Below are 17,017 nucleotides of genomic sequence, written 5' to 3'. Positions count from 1 at the left end.
AACATTAAGCGCCGCAAGGGTGCGGCGCTTAATGGAAGGTGACGATTAAGGTTGATGCGGGAAGGTGGTGACGTCGTTAATCATGTCATCAGCGCCCTGCTTAAGGTCTTCCAGGGTGACAGGTGCCGAGTTGTTAGGTACGGTTTTGCCATAGGCTTTACGCACCGCTTCCACCACCGGCTTACCGGTTTTGGCATCAATCAGCTGCGCTTCAAGGTAAAGCACGCTATTTTGCGTCCGGTGGCCAGAGGCCGCCATGGTTCCGGCAATCACCGCAGCGACCGGCACGACTTCATAGAACTTCATGTCCTGGTTTTCAGCACTGACGGTGGTAATCGCGGTTTTCATAATTAACGTATCTGGGCCCGGGGAACTGACCAGCGGCATTTGCTTAGCGACAGCCGCTTTCAACCGGGTATCTACGTAGCTTCTCAGGCTATCCAACGTTTGCTGGCTAACGCGTTCGGTAGGTTTCGCCGCAGGGTAATAGACCACCGGGGTGAAATAGATCCCGCGATAATCAGAAGCTTTATAGTCTGGCGAGATCCAACGCAGCGTTGGATGCCCGCTCGGAGATTCGGTTGGTTTCAGTTTGGAATAATCGGAGAGAAACCCAGAATACTGATGGGATTCCGTTACTTTTGAAGAGCATCCGGCCAGAACCGCAATCGCAAGTCCGGCAACAAGACCAAGACGTAACACACGCATGGGGTGTTCCTTTTTCACAGAGGATTAGGCAAAAAAACGTAAGGACAACTGAAGCATAGCGCGTCTTCCGCGCATCACCAGAAAGCGTAAGAGTAAACGTTATGTCGCCATACTTTTACTCGTACCCTGCTCAATTCTTGCCTTTGCAATGGGGCTCACATTCCTGTGGGATTAACCTAAGCCGCGCGTTCTGCGCTAATTTAAGCTAGTCATACAACCATTTTCCGGCTTTTGCTGAATCGATCAACATTCCGACCGTGAAATCGGGAATATCCACCGGTTCGGATTTATTAAAGGGATTCCAGGAAAAATGAACGTCAGGATAATAGGTTTCAATATGGAAGCTGGACATATCCACATTGAATTCTTCCGAGAAGTCATCGATCAATTCTTCAACATCATCCTGATCTAACTTCACGTCAAAATGAATGCTTGAGGACGCGGTGTAGGTCTCGTATTTCTTCTTCCTGAACATATACACGCCACTCCGGCGGGTCACGAATTCGATAACCCGCTGTTCAATGCTGTCTACCATAACTTGTCACTGTCCATTGATAACGCCAACAGCCTCAACAATACTGTTTGCAGCCACTGTTATACCGGTCAAAATCCCAGCAAATCAAACAAATGCCGCCCCTAATCCCGCTTGTTTTGATCTCCCTCAATCCGGCCGGGAATGCCCGTCGGTCAGAAGAATCCCCCTACACTTCATATTGCTGTATAAATTCTACGTAGAGATGGGTAGAATCCCGCGCAAAATTGCTGTGCAAAACAGGAAATGAGTAATGTCGCAAAATACAACTATGGCGCCGCGTGTCGGATTTGTTTCTCTCGGCTGTCCGAAAAATCTGGTCGACTCTGAACGCATCCTCACCGAGCTGCGCACCGAAGGCTATGAAGTGGTTCCACGTTATGACGATGCCGAAATCGTCATCGTCAACACCTGCGGATTCATCGACAGCGCTGTACAAGAATCGCTGGAAGCGATCGGCGAAGCGCTGAATGAAAACGGTAAGGTGATCGTCACCGGCTGCCTCGGTGCGAAAGAGAACCAGATCCGTGAAGTGCATCCAAAGGTGCTGGAAATCACCGGACCGCACAGCTATGAGCAGGTGCTGTCGCACGTCCACCGCTATGTGCCTAAGCCAGCGCATAACCCGTTCCTGAGCCTGGTGCCGGAACAGGGCGTGAAGCTGACGCCGCGCCATTACGCTTACCTGAAGATTTCAGAAGGCTGTAACCACCGCTGTACTTTCTGCATCATCCCTTCCATGCGTGGCGATCTGGACAGCCGTCCGATTGGCTCGGTGCTGGATGAAGCCAAGCGTCTGGCTGAAGCCGGCGTGAAGGAGCTGCTGGTGATCTCCCAGGATACTTCGGCTTACGGCGTGGACGTGAAACACCGTACCGGTTTCTGGAATGGATCGCCGGTAAAAACCAGCATGGTCAGCCTGTGCGAACAGCTGGCTAAACTGGGCGTGTGGGTGCGTCTGCACTACGTTTACCCGTACCCGCACGTGGACGATGTCATTCCACTAATGGCGGAAGGGAAACTGCTGCCTTACCTGGATATCCCGCTGCAGCACGCCAGCCCGCGCATCCTGAAGCTGATGAAGCGCCCGGGTGCCGTTGAACGTACGCTGGAGCGCATTAAGCGCTGGCGCGAAATTTGCCCGGACCTGACGCTGCGTTCGACCTTTATCGTCGGTTTCCCTGGCGAAACGGAAGAAGACTTCCAGATGCTGCTCGACTTCCTGAAGGAAGCGCGTCTGGATCGCGTCGGCTGCTTCAAATACAGCCCGGTTGAAGGCGCGACCGCCAATCAGCTGCCGGATCCGGTACCGGAGTCGGTGAAGGAAGAACGTTACGATCGCTTTATGCAGCTGCAGCAGGCGATCTCCGCCGAACGTTTGCAGGAAAAAGTCGGTCGTGAAATTCTGGTAATCATCGATGAAGTGGATGAAGAAGGGGCGATTGGCCGCAGTATGGCTGATGCACCTGAGATTGACGGTGCCGTCTATCTCAACGGCGAGAAATCCCTGAAGCCAGGCGATGTGGTGCGTGTGAAGGTGGATAACGCCGACGAATACGACCTGTGGGCGTCCAAGATTTAATACCTGCCAAAAGGGCCGGCCGGAATGGGCTGGCCCTTTTCACTTTCCGCGTTAGCCGTACTCTTTTTGATGCTGTTTTTTGCGCTGAAGATAGTCTTTATCGGCGCGGATCTGGTCCCAATACCCTTTGAAAATCGCCGCTGAGGCCGCCTTTTCTTCGTTCAGCTCGAAGGGCAACAGCTCGCGCTTCTCATCGTATTTCTTCCCGCCCTTATGGTTGGCATAGCGTCTGGCGCGGGTGTAGCCCATCTGGATAAATTTGCGGGCCATATCCATGCCGACAAACTCATCATTTTTCCGATACTGCTCAAAAAGCGCCATGATCGCCGTGGCTGACACCTGCGCAATATCCGGTGTCTTAAACCGCCAGTGCGGTAGGATCTCACTTTTATAGGGCTCAACCATTAACACGCCCTGTTCCCCGCGCCCCACCTGATACAACTCGGGATGCTTACGAAAGTCGATTGTTTTGAAATCCTGCTGATAGTCGAATTCTTTCATTGCCACCCCACTAAGAAAGAAGCAAGCATGGCACAGAAATCTGCAGCGCGCGCCGACAGGGCACGCACTCAGCGACATCAGGTCTTCAGTTTAGGATCCAGCGCATCGCGCAGGCCATCCCCCAGCAGATTGAACGCCAGCACCGTCAGGAAGATCGCCAGGCTGGGGAAAATCGCCACGTGCGGGGCCATCACCATATCGGCACGGGCTTCATTGAGCATCGCCCCCCATTCCGGCGTCGGCGGCTGTGCGCCCAATCCAAGGAACGACAGGCTGGCTGCGGTAATGATTGAGGTGCCAATACGCATGGTGAAATAGACCACGATCGATGAAATCGTTCCCGGCAGAATATGCCGCATGATGATGGTGAAATCGGAGGCACCAATACTGCGGGCCGACTCGATAAACGTCATATGCTTCAGCACCAGCGTGTTGCCGCGCACCAGACGGGCAAAGGCCGGGATACTGAAGATCGCCACCGCCACAATCACGTTGGACATCCCCGTGCCTAAAATCGCCACCACGGCCAGCGCCAGCAGGATCCCCGGAAAGGCGAACAGCACATCGCTGACGCGCATAATGATCCGATCCCACCAGCCTTCATAGTAGCCGGCCAGCAGCCCCAGCAAGGTGCCAATTGCCGCGCCGATCGCCACCGAGAAGAAGCCGGAAATTAGCGACAAGCGCGTGCCGGTCAGCACCCGGCTGAAGATATCGCGACCGAGCGAATCCACACCAAACCAGTGCATCATCGACGGGCCTTCGGTCAGCCGATCGTAGTCAAAATAGTTCTCTGCATCGAATGGCACAATCCACGGCGCAATCACCGCCACCACAATCAGCAGCAGCACAAACACCCCGGCCACCATCGCCACCGGCTGCTTTTTAAATCGCCGCCAGAATTCCCGCCAGGGTGTCCGCACGCGATGTTGGTTAATCGTTGGCATCGCGGACAGCGCCGCGCTACGTCGCCAGTTTTTCATCGCCGGTCCTTATTTGTAACGAATCGCGGGGTTGATGGCGGCGTAAAGCATGTCCACAACCAGGTTAATGAGAATAAATTCCAGCGAGAACAGCAGCACCTCGGCCTGCACCACCGGGTAATCACGCATCTCGACCGAATCCACCAGCAGACGCCCCAGTCCCGGCCAGTTGAATACTACTTCCACCACAATTGAGCCGCCAAGCAGGAAGCCAAACTGCAGGCCCATCATGGTGACCACCGGGATCATCGCATTGCGCAGGCCGTGCTTGACCACCACCAGCGTCTCACGCACGCCTTTGGCCCGCGCGGTGCGCATATAATCTTCCTGCATCACCTCAACAAACGAGGCGCGGGTAAAGCGCGCCATCACTGCCGCAACCGCGGCGCCCAGGGTGATGGACGGTAAAATATAGTGCTTCCAGCCGTCCGCCCCCACCGTGGGCAGCCAGCCTAATTCAACCGAGAACACCTGCATCAGCAGCATCCCCAGCGCAAATGCCGGGAACGAAATCCCGGAAACGGCCAGCGTCATGCCAAGCCGGTCTGGCCAGCGGTTGCGCCAGACAGCGGAGGTAATGCCGATGCCCATGCCAAAAATCACTGACCACACCATGCTGCTTAACGTCAGCCACAAAGTGGGTAAAAATCGCGCGGCAATTTCCGCCGAAACCGGCCGCTTTGATACCATCGACTGACCAAAATCGCCCTGCACTGCATTGCTGATAAAGTGCCAGAACTGCTGGATCATTGGCTGATCGAGGCCTAACTGCTGACGAACCAGTGCCACTACCGTTGCATCGGCTTCTGGACCGGCAATCAGCCTGGCGGGATCGCCCGGCAGCATATGTACAAACAGGAACACCAATACCGCCACAATCAGCAGTGTGGGGATCAGTCCCAGTAAGCGTCTGATAAAATAATTGAGCATGCGTCATCCTGCGCTTAAGACAACCACGCCTCCCATATCGGGAGGCGCGGTCACCGTGAGCGGGGTTTACTTCAGATCGGCGTCGTCAAAGCTGAACGAGGTGTCCGGCATCACGTAGAAGCCCGTCAGGTTTTTGGTGTTGGCTGAAACCAGTTTCTCCACCACCAGCGGTACCCAGGGCTGCTCTTTCCAGATAATGTCCTGAGCATCTTTGTACAGCGCGGCTTTCTTCTCGCCGTCGGTGGTTTTCAGTGCATCGGCCAGATCGCTGTCAACCTTGGCATTACTGTAAAACGCGGTGTTGAAGATGGTTGGCGGCCAGGACTGGGTGGCAAACAGCGGCGTCAGTGCCCAGTTAGCCTCCCCGGTGGAAGCCGACCAGCCGGTGTAGAACATCCGCACACCGCTCTCTTTCTGCCCTTTGTCTTCCACTTCTGCCGCACGCTGTCCCGCATCCATCGCGGTCAGGGTGGCTTTAATGCCCACCTGAGCCAGCTGCTGCTGAGTGAACTGCAGCACTTTCTGCGCGGTGCTGTGGTTGTGGGATGACCATAAGGTGGTAGTGAAGCCGTTCGGGAAGCCCGCTTCCTTCAGCAGCTCACGCGCCTTAGCCGGGTTATATTCCGGGGCCGGATAGGTCTGGGCGAACTGGATCGCTGGCGGCACGATACCCGTTGCTGGCGTGGCATAACCGGCAAACGCCACTTTCACCAACGCCTGACGGTTAATGGCGTAGTTGATCGCCTCACGCACCTTCGGATTATCGAACGGCTTCTGGGTGACGTTAAAGCTGATGTAACGCTGCATGATGGATGGCGAGGTCACCAGATCCAGCTTGCTGTTTTTCTCCAGCAGCTTTGCCTGCTCGTAAGGGATTGGGAAGGCAAAGTTGGCTTCACCGGTTTGCAGCATCGCCGCACGGGTGTTGTTGTCCACCACCGGACGCCAGGTGATGGTATCCAGCTTGGGATAGCCTTTCTTCCAGTAGCCGGCAAATTTCTTCACCTTCACGAAATCGGTCTGGTTCCAGGTATCCAGCTCATACGGGCCGGTACCGACCGGGTGGAAGCCAATCTCCTTACCGTATTTCTTCAGTGCCGTTGGCGAAATCATCGCGGCAGCCGGACTGGCCAGCGTGTTGATAAAGGCCGAGAACGGCTGCTTGAGGGTGATTTTCACCGTCAGCGGATCGATAACCTCGGTGGTCGCGATGGATTTAAACAGGTTGTAGCGCTTCAGGTGACTATCAGGATTGCTGGCGCGATCGAGGTTGACCTTCACCGCTTCGGCATTGAAATCGCTGCCATCCTGGAATTTGATGCCGCTACGCAGTTTGATGGTGTAGGTCAGGCCATCTTTGCTGGCATCTGAGCTTTCAGCCAGCACGTTGACCAGCTTCATGTCCTTATCAAAGCCAAACAGGCCCTGATAGAAAGATTTGGCCACCGCCTGCGACAAGGTATCGTTTGCGTCGTAGGGATCCAATGTCGTGAAGTTGGAACCCACCGCGATCACCGCATCTTTCGCCGCCCAGGCAGGCACAGCGGCAAAGCTGCTCAATAAACCTGCGGTTAACAGTAACTTACGTTTGCTATGAATCATCATTGTGCGTTCATCTCCTGAAGTCCTTGTTGTTGTTGTGCAGCAATATCAGGCACCGCCAATCGCATGACGGGCAACATAGTGTCCGGCACTCACCTCAATCAGCGGTGCCACGACCGGTTCGTCCCCAAGGGCACGGATCGGGCTGGGAATTTCGTCCACCAGCAGCGCTCGTTCACGGCGGCGATGGCGGGGATCGGCCACCGGCACCGCTGACATCAGCTTGCGCGTGTAGGGATGCTGGGGATTTTCAAATACGGACTGACGCGGGCCAATTTCAACAATCTGCCCGAGGTACATTACCGCCACGCGATGGCTGATGCGCTCGACGACCGCCATATCGTGGGAAATAAACAGGAACGCGATGCCGAATTCACGCTGCAAATCCAGCATCAGGTTGACGATTTGCGCCTGAATCGACACGTCCAGCGCGGAGACCGACTCATCGGCAATCACCACTTTAGGATTCAGCGCCAGCGCGCGGGCGATGCAAATTCGCTGACGCTGGCCGCCGGAGAACTCATGCGGATAACGCCGCGCATGTTCAGGTAACAGACCGACGCGCTCCAGCAGCCATGCCACCCGATCTTCTGCCGCCTGCCCTTTTGCCAGCTTGTGCACCAGCAGCGGTTCCATTATCGAAAAGCCGACCGTCAGCCGGGGATCGAGCGATGCGTAGGGATCCTGAAAAATAAACTGAATATCCCGCCGCAGATGCGAAAGCGCCGAACCGGAAAGGGTGTCGATGCGCTGGCCATCAAAGGTAATGGTGCCGCCCTGGCTTTCCACCAGCCGCAACAATGAGCGACCGGTGGTGGATTTCCCACAGCCGGATTCGCCCACCAGCGCCAGTGTTTCACCGGGCCGCAGGTCAAAACTGACCTTCTCCACCGCATGAACCCGGCGGATGACGCGATTAAAAATGCCGCCACGGACATCGAAGCGCGTCACCAGGTCGCGAACCTGCAACACCGGCTCCGCGTCGGGTGAAACGGTATCCTGAGGCACCACGATTTCGTCGCGGCTCTCCAGTGAAATCAGTGGGAATTTGGCCGGATACGCCTGGCCAGTCATGGAGCCGAGTTTCGGCACGGCGGCCAGCAACGCCTTGGTGTAGGGCTGCTGTGGCGAGCTGAAAATCTCGTCCACGGTGCCGGTTTCCACCACATCGCCGCGGTACATCACCTGCACGCGATCGGCCATTTCGGCCACCACGCCCATGTCGTGAGTGATAAAAATCACCCCCATCTGCATCTCTTTCTGCAGCACGCGGATCAGCTGTAATATCTGCGCCTGAATGGTCACATCCAGCGCGGTGGTCGGCTCATCGGCAATCAGCAACGCCGGACGACAGGAGAGCGCCATCGCGATCATCACCCGCTGCCGCATCCCGCCGGAGAGTTGATGAGGAAAGCGGGTGAGGACGTTTTTCGCTTCCGGGATGCGCACCAGATCCAGCATTCTCTCGGCTTCCTGCAGCGCCTCGCGGTGGCTTTTCCCCTGATGCAGGCGAATCGACTCGGCAATTTGCTCGCCCACCGGGAACACCGGGTTTAGCGAGGTCATCGGCTCCTGGAAAATCATCGCCATATCCGCACCGCGAATGGTGCGCAGCTGGGATTGGCGCGCGCTGGCCAGATCGACGATGCGATCGTTGCGTCTGCGCAGCCACATTTCGCCGCTGTCGATGCTGCCACCGCCCTGCTCCACCAGCCGCATTAAGGCCAGCGAGGTGACCGATTTCCCGGAACCTGATTCGCCAACAATCGCCAGCGTCTCACCGCGCTGCACATCCAGCGACAGGTTTTTCACCGCCTGCACCACGCCCTCTTCCTGACGGAAGCTGACGCTGAGGTTTCTGACTGATAATACCTGCCCGGCAGGCAGGTCCGTGATCACCGGCATCCTGCTTCCTTATTCTTCGCGGTAAATACCGACATTAGGCGCATCACCCACATAGCCGTAGCCGCGATACATGCCTTCACTGTTGAATGGCAGGGCGACATTGCCCTCGCGGTCGACGGCGATCACGCCGCCGCTGCCACCCAGCACCCGGATTTTTTCCATCACCACGCGATCGCTGGCTTCTTTTAACGACAAGCCGCCGTACTCCATCAGCGCGGCGATATCGTAAGCCGCCAGCGTGCGCATAAAGACTTCGCCGGTGCCGGTACAGGAGACCGCAACGTTAGCGTTATTGGCATAGCAACCCGCGCCAACAATCGGCGAGTCGCCCACGCGTCCGGCCTGTTTGTTGGTCATGCCGCCGGTCGAGGTGGCCGCGGCAAGATTACCGGATAAATCCAGCGCCACCGCGCCCACCGTGCCGAACTTGCGATCCGGATCGAGAGGATCGTCAGAGCTTTGCGCCGCGCCATCATGATCGAGCACGGCATGATCGGAATGCAGCGCGCGCTGAAGCTGTTCCCAGCGCTCAGGCGTGGAGAAGAAGTCAGGCGGAACCTGTTCCAGCCCGTGCTCAGCGGCAAATTTCTCTGCGCCTTCACCGATAAACATCACGTGCGGGCTGTTTTCCAGCACGGCACGGGCGGCCAGTACCGGATTACGCAAGGTATTCACCCCGGCAACCGCACCGGCGTCCAGCGAGCGGCCATCCATCACGCAGGCATCCAGCTCGTGGGTGCCCTGATGGGTGAAGACGGCGCCCTTACCGGCGTTAAACAGCGGGCACTCTTCCAGCAAGCGCACCGCTTCGGTTACGGCATCTAGCGCGCTGCCACCCGCCGCCAGCACCGCCTGTCCGCTGGCAACAATCCCCGACAGGGCCTGAATATAATGCTGTTCTTTCTCTGCGCTCATGCTGGCGCGGGCAATTGCGCCCGCACCGCCGTGGATCGCGATGACTGCTCTGGCCATAATCCGATTACCCTGGGTGCTAAATCAGCATGAAAAACACTGAGTTAGAATGAAATTGTTAAGGTCTGCGTCGTTTTCGACTATAGGCAGGCTGTAAAGTGATGTAAAGCAGAATGTTCGCTGGCTGATAATAACGAAAGGTTCTATGTCATAACCGCCTTCGGTGCAGGCGTGACCAGACCGCGAATTCACGCCATAATAATGGCAACTGACTGGATGACGGCCCGACGCTTCGGGCACGCTGGAGACATTATGGAAGCCTTTACTGCGGGATTGATCTCGCTGGACGATGCGCTGGCGAAAATGCTGGCGGCGATTACCCCGCTGACAGAGACGGAAACCCTGCCGCTGTCCGCGGCCGTCGGACGCATCACCGCCTGTGCGGTGACCTCGCCGATTGACGTGCCGCCGTTTGCGAACTCGGCGATGGATGGGTACGCCTTAAGAATGGCAGACCTTGCCAGACAGCCGCTGAAAATTGCCGGTAAAGCCTTTGCCGGCGCCCCGTTCAAAGGTGAATGGCCCGCGGGCACCTGCCTGCGCATTATGACCGGTGCGCCGGTGCCGCCCGGCACTGAAGCCGTAGTGATGCAGGAACAGACCGGCGAGGATGGCGATGCGATCCGCATTCTGGCCGACGTCACCGAAGGGCAAAATATCCGCCTGGCGGGCGATGACATCCTGCAAGGCGCAACGGTGCTGGAACAGGGTATCCGCTTAGGTGCCGCCGAACTGCCGCTGCTGGCGTCTCTCGGTGTGGCAGACGTGAAGGTGCTGCGCAAGCTGCGGGTCGCGGTGTTCTCCACCGGCGATGAGCTGCAACCTGTCGGCCAGCCGCTGGCGGAAGGACAGATTTATGACACCAATCGCTTTGCCGTGCGGTTGATGCTGGACAAGCTGGGTTGCGAAGTGATTGACCTCGGGATCATCCGTGACGATCGGCAGGCGCTACGTGAGGCTTTCCGCCAGGCCGACAGTCAGGCCGATGTAGTGATCAGCAGCGGTGGCGTCTCGGTGGGCGAAGCGGATTACACCAAAAGCATGCTGGAAGAGTTAGGCGAAATCAGCTTCTGGAAGCTGGCGATTAAGCCGGGCAAACCCTTTGCCTTTGGCCGTCTGACCAACAGCTGGTTCTGCGGTCTGCCGGGCAATCCGGTTTCCGCCGTCCTCACCTTCTATCAGCTCGTTCAGCCACTGCTGGCAAAACTGACCGGGCAACAGGGACCGGCGCTGCCGCCTCGCCAGACGGTGAAAACGGCAACCGCGCTGAAAAAATCCCCTGGCCGCCTCGACTTCCAGCGCGGATTCGTGCAGCGCAACGAAGACGGCGAACTGGAGGTGCACTCCACCGGCCCGCAGGGTTCCCATGTGTTCAGTTCATTCAGCCAGGCCAACTGCTTTGTCGTGCTGGAGCGTGATCGTGGCAACGTTGAAGCAGGTGAATGGGTCGAGATCGAGCCGTTTAACAGCCTGCTGGAGGGCTGACATGCTGCCTGAACTCAGCGACGAAGAGAGCCTGCGCTACAATCGCCAGATTGTGCTGCGCGGCTTTGACTTTGACGGCCAGGAGAAGCTGAAAGCCGCTAAAGCGCTGATTGTCGGACTGGGCGGGCTGGGATGTGCCGCCGCGCCCTACCTCGCTTCCGCTGGCGTGGGCCAGCTTACGCTGCTCGATTTCGACACGGTTTCGCTCTCCAATCTGCAGCGGCAAATTTTGCATCGCGACAGTGCGATTGGCCAGGCGAAAGTCGATTCTGCCCGCCAGCAGTTAAGCCAGATCAACCCGCATATCCGCCTCGACGCCATCAACCAGCAGCTGGATGATGCGCAACTGGCTGAGCTGATTGGCCAGCAGGATGTGGTGCTGGACTGTACCGATAATGTGGCCACCCGTGAACAGCTAAACCGGCTGTGTTACGCCAGCAAAACGCCGCTGGTGTCGGGCGCAGCCATCCGTATGGAAGGGCAAATCGCCGTCTTTCGCTGGCAGCAGGATGAACCCTGCTATCGCTGCATCAGCCGCCTGTTTGGCGATGCCACGCTCAGCTGCGTCGAAGCAGGCGTGATGGCGCCGTTGGTCGGGGTGATTGGCTCGCTGCAGGCGATGGAAGCGATTCGCGTGCTGAGCGACTTTGGCAACCCGGTGCCGGGAAAACTGCTGATGTATGACGCGATGACGCTGCAATTCCGCGAAATGAAGGTGGCGAAAGATCCGGCCTGTGAGGTCTGCGGTCACTGATATTTTCCTCTGCTTGTTGGGCGTTTTTGCTACTAAGCGCCCACTTCTGCTCTTTTTCCACAGTTAAAACAACGCCCTTTACCCGCAGCCACTATAGTTAGGCGAGTTAATGCCGGTACTAAAGGAGCGTTTTGTTTATGACCGCGGAGCCCCGTCCACAGCCAGACGTCAACCTGCTCAACCTGAGAAAGATGCTGATTGTCTTTCTGCTGGTGATTGGTGGTGCAGTGGTGATGGTCACGGCCTGGGTGGTGTTCAACACCTGGGAACGGATGGTCGACGAGACGCAAAACGATGCGCGCAACCTGTCGCAATCCGTTTCCCGACAGGCGGAAGACTCCTTTTTGCAGGTCGAACTGACCTTACAGGATCTGCGCGATCGCATTACCCTGGTGGGTCTGGATAAAGAGCGGCAGGAATACCTGCGTTCGCTGATTACCGATCGCAAGGCGTCACTGCCACAGCTGCACGGGCTGTTTGTGTATGACAGTCAGGGCAACTGGGTGGTGACGTCAGAAGGCGCGCTAAAGCAGCACAGCAACAATCAGGATCGTGAATACTTTCGCTATCATCAGCAGCATACCGATCCCGGCGTGCATATCAGTGAGGTGATCCGTAGCCGCACTACCGGCGCATTGATTATTCCGGTTTCCATGCGGCTGAATAATAGCGATGGCTCCTTCCGTGGCGTGCTGTTGGCGACCCTGCGCATCGACTATTTCCGGCAGATATTTGGCTATTACAATCTTGGCGAGCGAGGTTTAATTGCGCTGATCGTCAATAACGGCACTATCCTTTACGCCCGTCCCTTCCCTGACAGCACCATCAACCGCAATATTGCCAATAGCCCGTTATTTACCGATCTGCTTAAAACCTCGCCGAATGGGACCGCAACCTATAAGTCGGCATTAGACGGCGTGGAACGGGTGTTTGGCTATGCCAGCCTCAAACGTTATCCGCTGGTGGTGACCGTCGGTTACGATCGTAAGCAGCTGGTTCACGCCTGGTTTACCGACCTGCTGATCTATCTGATCCTCTGCTGTCTGCTGCTGCTGGCGATTTTTGTGCTGGGCTATTTCCTGCTGCGCAATCTTAGCCAGAATATCCGCGATCAGGCCGAACTGGCTCAGGTGCGTGAACAGCTCACCAGCATGAACCGCACGCTGCAAACGCTGGCACTGGTAGACAGCCTGACCGGGTTAGCGAATCGCAGACAGTTTGACCTCTATCTGGATCGGGCGATGGAACGCGCCAATAAGCTGCGAAAACCGCTGGCGCTGCTGATGATTGATGTCGACTCCTTTAAGAACTTCAACGACACCTATGGGCACCTGTCCGGCGATGACTGCCTGAAACGCGTCGGTGATGCGCTACTGCAGGTGTCACACCGGTCGGACGATATGATCGCCCGTTACGGCGGCGAAGAGTTTGCGGTGATCCTGCCAGACTGCGAGGGTGAAGGCGCCCTGCGCTTTGCCCGCTCAGCCCTTGAATCGGTGGCGGCCATGGCCATCCCCCATCAGAATAGCCAGCACGCGGCTAAAATCGTCACCATCAGCATTGGCGTCCACGTAATGCAGGGTGGCCTGCCGGAAAACTCACGCCATGCGTTGATTGGTCAGGCCGATAAGGCGCTGTACCAGGCGAAAATGTCCGGTAAAAACCGGGTTGAGATGGGAGAACTGCACGCAACCCAATAAAAAAGGGACCCGAAGGTCCCCTTGTTGCGTTCTGTCAGTTCTGAGTCGAAATCAGTTGATGCCCTGACTGCGCAGATAGTCTTCGTAGTTACCGGTGAAATCGTTGAATTTGCCTGGCGTCATTTCGATCACGCGGGTTGCCAGCGAGCTGACGAATTCACGGTCATGGGAAACGAACACCAGCGTGCCTTCATACATCTCCAGCGCCATATTGATCGCTTCGATGGATTCCATATCCAGGTGGTTGGTCGGTTCATCCATGATCAGCACGTTTGGTTTTTCCATCATCAGCTTACCAAACAGCATGCGGCCTTTCTCACCACCGGACAGCACTTTAGCGGGCTTTTTGATGTCGTCCTGGCTGAACAGCAGACGACCGAGGATGCCACGCACAGCCTGCTCGTCATCGCTTTCCTGCTTCCACTGGCTCATCCAGTCGAACACGTTCAGATCGTTGGCGAAGTCGTGAGCATGATCCTGTGCGTAATAGCCGATACGGGCATTCTCAGACCATTTCACTTCACCGTTATCCGGCTGCAATTCACCGACCAGCGTTTTCAGCAGCGTGGTTTTACCGATACCGTTCGGGCCCAGAATGGCCAGCTTCTCGCCGACTTCCAGCAGCAGGTTAACGTTCTTGAACAGCGGACCCTGATCGAATCCCTTGGTCAGTGACTCAAGCTGCAACGCATTACGGAACAGCTTCTTGTCCTGATCAAAACGAATGAACGGGTTCTGACGGCTGGAGGCTTTCACTTCATCCAGTTTGATCTTGTCGATCTGCTTGGCACGGGAGGTCGCCTGACGGGACTTCGAGGCGTTGGCGCTGAAGCGGCTGACGAAAGACTGCAGTTCGTTGATCTGCGCTTTCTTCTTGGCGTTCTCAGACAGCAGACGCTCACGTGACTGCGTTGCCGCGGTCATGTATTCATCATAGTTGCCCGGATAAACGCGCAGCTCGCCATAGTCCAGATCGGCCATATGGGTGCAGACCATGTTCAGGAAGTGACGGTCGTGCGAAATGATGATCATGGTACTGTTACGTTCGTTCAGCACCTGCTCCAGCCAGCGAATGGTATCGATGTCCAGGTTGTTCGTCGGTTCGTCGAGCAGCAGGATTTCCGGGTTGGAGAACAGGGCCTGCGCCAGCAACACACGCAGCTTCCAGCCGGGTGCCACTTCGCTCATTGGGCCGTAATGCTGCTCCAGCGGAATCCCCACGCCTAACAGCAGTTCGCCAGCGCGGGCTTCTGCGGTGTAACCGTCCATTTCGCCATATTTGACTTCCAGATCGGCCACTTTATAGCCGTCTTCTTCGGTCATTTCTGGCAACGCATAAATGCGGTCGCGCTCTTCTTTCACTGCCCACAGCTCGCCGTGGCCCATGATCACCGTATCCAGCACGGAAAACTCTTCGAAGGCGAACTGATCCTGGCGCAGCTTACCGATGCGTTCGTTAGGATCGAGCGATACGTTGCCGGCAGAAGGAACCAAATCCCCACCGAGGATTTTCATAAAGGTGGACTTGCCGCTACCGTTGGCACCGATCAGGCCATAGCGGTTGCCGCCGCCAAATTTGACAGAGATGTTTTCGAACAGCGGCTTACTGCCAAACTGCATGGTGACGTTGCTGGAAACTAGCACAGGATTGCCTTTCGTTTGCGATGTGAGTATGTGAACCAGCGCGCATTATGCCAAAAAAAAGGGGCGGCGAATACACCGCCACCCTTTCCACTGTCTTTAGTTCAGTTTAATGGCTTTCAGCTCGCCATGAACACGCTGGTAAACTTCAGCGTTCGGACATGAAGGTTAATTAATCGGCTTGTCGGCGCTCTCCGCCGGGCCGAATACCGAATAGTCCGGCATCTTCACGTTCTGATAAAGCTCCCAGCCGCCGCCGAGCGCCTTATACAACGCAACCAGATCCAGGCTGCTCTGCACGCGGGCCTGGGCGGCCTGCTGCTTGGCCTGTGCCAGCTGACGCTGCGCATCCAACGCGTCAATAAAGGTTGAAAGCCCCTGTTTGTAGCTGTCGCTGGCCAGGTCGAAGGCGTTCTGCATTGCCTCGACAGTTCGATCCAGCCCTTCCACCTGCTGCTGATCGGTACGGTAGCTGACCAGCGCATTCTCCACGTCCTGAAGCGCCGTCAGCACCGTCTGACGGTAACCTAACGCGGCACTGGCCTGATCCGCTCGGGCCAGCTTGACGCTGGAAATCAATCTGCCGCCCTGGAAAATCGGAATCGATACCGATGGCCCGAAGCTGTAGAAATTGCTGCTCCAGTTATCCAGATAGCTGATATCCGAGTTACGCATGCCAAACTGCCCGGTCAGTGACAAATCCGGGAACAGCTGCGCCACCGAGACGCCGATATTGGCGGTGGCGGCATGCAGCTTCGCTTCCGCCTGACGCACGTCAGGTCGCCTTCTGGCCAGCGTCGACGGCAAACCGACCGGCACCACTTTCGGCAGCGGCGGTAAAGGTTTACTGGCGATCAGCTCTGCGTCGAGGGCGCCCGGCGGCTTACCGATCAGCACCGCCAGACCGTTCAGGGCCTGATGGACCTGCGACTCGTATTGCGGCAGCTGGGCTCGCAGCGAATTCAACTGCGCGCGGGCATTTTCCACGTCCATTTGCGGCGCCAGGCCATTACGCTGCTGGCTTTGCGTCAGCTCAAACGTCTGCTGAGCAACATCGATCTGCGTTTGCAAGGTCTGGCTGACGGACTGCGCGCCACGCAGCTGCAAATAGGTTCTCGCCACTTCGGCTTCCAGCGACACCAGCGCATCGTTGCGGCTTTCGACCGACTCCTGCTGCTGAGCATCGGCCATTTCGACCTGACGCCGGACTTTGCCCCACAGATCCAGCTCCCAGGAGGCATCAAAACTGCCCTGGTAGAGCGCCACCGGCTTGGTCAGGCCGTTCAGCGCCGAGCTGACCTGCGGATCAACATTATCGGCCTGATCATAGACGCCATTGGACTCCAGCTCGCCCTTCAGGCCCAGCTGTTCGCGTTTCGCCGAGGCGTTGGCATTGACCGAGGGATACCACGCACCGCGCGCCTGATTCAGCTGCTGACGCGCACCGGCAATACGCAGTACCGCCTGCTGCAGGCTCAGATTGCCGGCAATGGCCCGGTCGATCAGGCTGTCAAGTTGCGGATCGTTAAACGATTTCCACCAGTTGGCGTTGGTGGCGCTGGCCTGGGGATTGGAGCCGCTGTCGTTTTTGATGCTGTTAAAGGCCGCAGGCGTTGACGGCTTCGGCGCCTGATAATCAGGCCCGACCGAGCAGGCAGACAGGGCCAGCGTGGCCACCACCGCGCTAAGCCGCGAACGCAAAAAAGGAAGATAAACGTTCAT

Annotated in this window: 14 protein-coding genes; 4 read left to right on the top strand and 10 right to left on the bottom strand. The window is 57.0% G+C overall.

Annotated elements, in window-relative coordinates; genetic code table 11:
- Positions 1-45: 45 nt before the first annotated feature.
- Positions 46-708, bottom strand: coding sequence for a DUF3313 domain-containing protein (locus EBC_RS09010; RefSeq protein ID WP_013201478.1), 663 nt, complete (start codon positions 706-708; stop codon positions 46-48).
- 205 nt (positions 709-913) lie between these two features.
- A complete protein-coding gene (locus EBC_RS09005; RefSeq protein WP_013201477.1) occupies positions 914-1,243 on the bottom strand; it encodes a DUF1493 family protein in 330 nt (109 codons plus the stop codon).
- Positions 1,244-1,493: 250 nt separating this feature from the next.
- On the opposite strand from EBC_RS09005, the gene rimO reads away from it, so the two are divergent.
- Positions 1,494-2,822, top strand: coding sequence for a 30S ribosomal protein S12 methylthiotransferase RimO (gene rimO, locus EBC_RS09000; RefSeq protein ID WP_013201476.1), 1,329 nt, complete (start codon positions 1,494-1,496; stop codon positions 2,820-2,822).
- A gap of 51 nt (positions 2,823-2,873) precedes the next feature.
- Here rimO and EBC_RS08995 read toward each other — a convergent pair whose 3' ends face one another.
- The 6 genes from EBC_RS08995 to EBC_RS08970 all read right to left on the bottom strand — a co-directional run bounded on the left by EBC_RS08995 (position 2,874) and on the right by EBC_RS08970 (position 9,715).
- Positions 2,874-3,323, bottom strand: a complete 450-nt coding sequence (locus EBC_RS08995) for a DUF4385 domain-containing protein (protein ID WP_013201475.1) — start codon at positions 3,321-3,323, stop codon at positions 2,874-2,876.
- 77 nt (positions 3,324-3,400) lie between these two features.
- Positions 3,401-4,306, bottom strand: a complete 906-nt coding sequence (gene gsiD / locus EBC_RS08990; protein ID WP_013201474.1) for a glutathione ABC transporter permease GsiD — start codon at positions 4,304-4,306, stop codon at positions 3,401-3,403.
- 9 nt (positions 4,307-4,315) lie between these two features.
- On the bottom strand, positions 4,316-5,236 hold the full coding sequence (gsiC, locus tag EBC_RS08985; protein WP_013201473.1) for a glutathione ABC transporter permease GsiC: 921 nt from the start codon (positions 5,234-5,236) through the stop codon (positions 4,316-4,318).
- A 66-nt stretch (positions 5,237-5,302) separates the two neighbouring features.
- Positions 5,303-6,838 carry a glutathione ABC transporter substrate-binding protein GsiB gene (gsiB, locus tag EBC_RS08980; RefSeq protein ID WP_041692250.1) on the bottom strand — a complete coding sequence of 512 codons (1,536 nt, stop codon included), beginning with the start codon at positions 6,836-6,838 and terminating at the stop codon, positions 5,303-5,305.
- A gap of 48 nt (positions 6,839-6,886) precedes the next feature.
- On the bottom strand, positions 6,887-8,743 hold the full coding sequence (gsiA, locus tag EBC_RS08975) for a glutathione ABC transporter ATP-binding protein GsiA (protein WP_013201471.1): 1,857 nt from the start codon (positions 8,741-8,743) through the stop codon (positions 6,887-6,889).
- 9 nt (positions 8,744-8,752) lie between these two features.
- Positions 8,753-9,715 (bottom strand): isoaspartyl peptidase/L-asparaginase, encoded by a 963-nt coding sequence (locus EBC_RS08970; protein WP_013201470.1) that lies wholly within the window; start codon positions 9,713-9,715, stop codon positions 8,753-8,755.
- 252 nt (positions 9,716-9,967) lie between these two features.
- Between EBC_RS08970 and moeA the strand changes: the two genes are divergently transcribed.
- The 3 genes from moeA (at position 9,968) to EBC_RS08955 (ending at position 13,654) form a co-directional block, all read left to right on the top strand.
- Complete coding sequence (gene moeA / locus EBC_RS08965) at positions 9,968-11,200, top strand: molybdopterin molybdotransferase MoeA (RefSeq protein WP_013201469.1); 1,233 nt, start codon at positions 9,968-9,970, stop codon at positions 11,198-11,200.
- Position 11,201: 1 nt separating this feature from the next.
- Entirely contained in the window at positions 11,202-11,954 is a 753-nt protein-coding gene (gene moeB, locus EBC_RS08960) for a molybdopterin-synthase adenylyltransferase MoeB (RefSeq protein ID WP_013201468.1), read from the top strand.
- A 137-nt stretch (positions 11,955-12,091) separates the two neighbouring features.
- Positions 12,092-13,654, top strand: a complete 1,563-nt coding sequence (locus EBC_RS08955; protein WP_013201467.1) for a sensor domain-containing diguanylate cyclase — start codon at positions 12,092-12,094, stop codon at positions 13,652-13,654.
- A 51-nt stretch (positions 13,655-13,705) separates the two neighbouring features.
- On the opposite strand, the gene EBC_RS08950 is transcribed toward EBC_RS08955, so the two are convergent.
- Together EBC_RS08950 and EBC_RS08945 are read right to left on the bottom strand one after the other, a co-directional pair.
- A complete protein-coding gene (locus EBC_RS08950; protein WP_041691954.1) occupies positions 13,706-15,298 on the bottom strand; it encodes an ABC-F family ATPase in 1,593 nt (530 codons plus the stop codon).
- Between the two features lie 165 nt (positions 15,299-15,463).
- The gene (locus EBC_RS08945; RefSeq protein WP_013201465.1) at positions 15,464-17,017 is read right to left on the bottom strand and encodes an efflux transporter outer membrane subunit; all 1,554 of its coding nucleotides are present in this window, start codon (positions 17,015-17,017) and stop codon (positions 15,464-15,466) included.

The organism is Erwinia billingiae Eb661, from assembly GCF_000196615.1.
Taxonomy (GTDB): Bacteria; Pseudomonadota; Gammaproteobacteria; order Enterobacterales; family Enterobacteriaceae; genus Erwinia; species Erwinia billingiae.
Note: the sequence above shows the minus strand (reverse complement) of the source record. Positions and strands in the feature narration are given on the sequence as shown.

Bases quoted from the DNA above. Each gene is read 5' to 3' on its own strand.
- EBC_RS09010 (WP_013201478.1), bottom strand. From the start codon at position 708: ATGCGTGTGTTACGTCTTGGTCTTGTTGCCGGACTTGCGATTGCGGTT.
- EBC_RS09005 (WP_013201477.1), bottom strand. From the start codon at position 1,243: ATGGTAGACAGCATTGAACAGCGGGTTATCGAATTCGTGACCCGCCGG.
- rimO (WP_013201476.1), top strand. From the start codon at position 1,494: ATGTCGCAAAATACAACTATGGCGCCGCGTGTCGGATTTGTTTCTCTC.
- EBC_RS08995 (WP_013201475.1), bottom strand. From the start codon at position 3,323: ATGAAAGAATTCGACTATCAGCAGGATTTCAAAACAATCGACTTTCGT.
- gsiD (WP_013201474.1), bottom strand. From the start codon at position 4,306: ATGAAAAACTGGCGACGTAGCGCGGCGCTGTCCGCGATGCCAACGATT.
- gsiC (WP_013201473.1), bottom strand. From the start codon at position 5,236: ATGCTCAATTATTTTATCAGACGCTTACTGGGACTGATCCCCACACTG.
- gsiB (WP_041692250.1), bottom strand. From the start codon at position 6,838: ATGATTCATAGCAAACGTAAGTTACTGTTAACCGCAGGTTTATTGAGC.
- gsiA (WP_013201471.1), bottom strand. From the start codon at position 8,743: ATGCCGGTGATCACGGACCTGCCTGCCGGGCAGGTATTATCAGTCAGA.
- EBC_RS08970 (WP_013201470.1), bottom strand. From the start codon at position 9,715: ATGGCCAGAGCAGTCATCGCGATCCACGGCGGTGCGGGCGCAATTGCC.
- moeA (WP_013201469.1), top strand. From the start codon at position 9,968: ATGGAAGCCTTTACTGCGGGATTGATCTCGCTGGACGATGCGCTGGCG.
- moeB (WP_013201468.1), top strand. From the start codon at position 11,202: ATGCTGCCTGAACTCAGCGACGAAGAGAGCCTGCGCTACAATCGCCAG.
- EBC_RS08955 (WP_013201467.1), top strand. From the start codon at position 12,092: ATGACCGCGGAGCCCCGTCCACAGCCAGACGTCAACCTGCTCAACCTG.
- EBC_RS08945 (WP_013201465.1), bottom strand. From the start codon at position 17,017: ATGAACGTTTATCTTCCTTTTTTGCGTTCGCGGCTTAGCGCGGTGGTG.